Origin of the sequence: Chitinophaga agrisoli, assembly GCF_008386695.1 — a bacterium.
Taxonomy (GTDB): Bacteria; Bacteroidota; Bacteroidia; order Chitinophagales; family Chitinophagaceae; genus Chitinophaga; species Chitinophaga agrisoli.
Window position 1 is genome coordinate 1 of the sequence record NZ_VUOC01000073.1, and the last position, 714, is coordinate 714.

At 50.1% G+C, this 714-nt stretch carries 1 protein-coding gene; it reads right to left on the minus strand.

Features of this window, described 5'->3' with window-relative positions; all coding sequences use genetic code 11:
- Window positions 1–23 precede the first annotated feature (23 nt).
- Window positions 24–668: a S1 family serine peptidase gene (locus F0L74_RS34635; protein WP_497707337.1), complete on the minus strand. Its 645-nt coding sequence runs from the start codon at window positions 666–668 to the stop codon at window positions 24–26.
- Window positions 669–714: the final 46 nt, after the last annotated feature.

A 714-nucleotide genomic window follows, 5' to 3' on the forward strand; every position in this document is an offset into this window, starting at 1 on the left:
GGTTGGTTTCTTCTTTAAAATTATTACGCATTGGACTGGATCCAGGAAGTAAAGCGGGAAACACGAACGTTGACGCCAGGGTAGCGACGGTCAGCGCAGTACTGTCCCCAAGAGCAGACACCAACAAGGACATTGTTGTGGAGGAGAGGACCACCGGAGTCACCCTGGCACTGGTCGCGACCACCAACGTCCAAAACACCAGAGCACAACATGTTAGCGGTGATAGAACGGTTAATGGGTCTGTAACGTTGGGCGCAGGTATTCTGATTGATGGTCCAGACCTGGACGTGACGGAGCTGCTCCGAACCAGACCCTCCGAGCGAAGTAGCACCCCAACCAGCAGCCCAAACAGGTTGGTTATCAGCAAGATTGTAATTGGAACCAGCAATATTAACAGGACGAACGTTGTTGTTCAAAACTATGTTGGTATTACTGCGTAAGATGCAGAGGTCACTGTCAGCTGTTTGTCTGTTATAATTGGGATGATGGATAATTCTGTTCAATTGATGCACAACACCCCCACTGTTGGCCCAGGTGGAACCAACACGAAGACGCCATGCACCCGTTTGATCACCGAATGTGCAATGAGCAGCGGAAAGAACAGATCTCTGGTTAAGAAGGTTTCCACCGCAAGCCTGCCACCACTGACTCCAATTCCTTGTAAACAACAGAGAAACAATACCGGGGTACCGGTCAATGGTGGTTGTCGAGCCA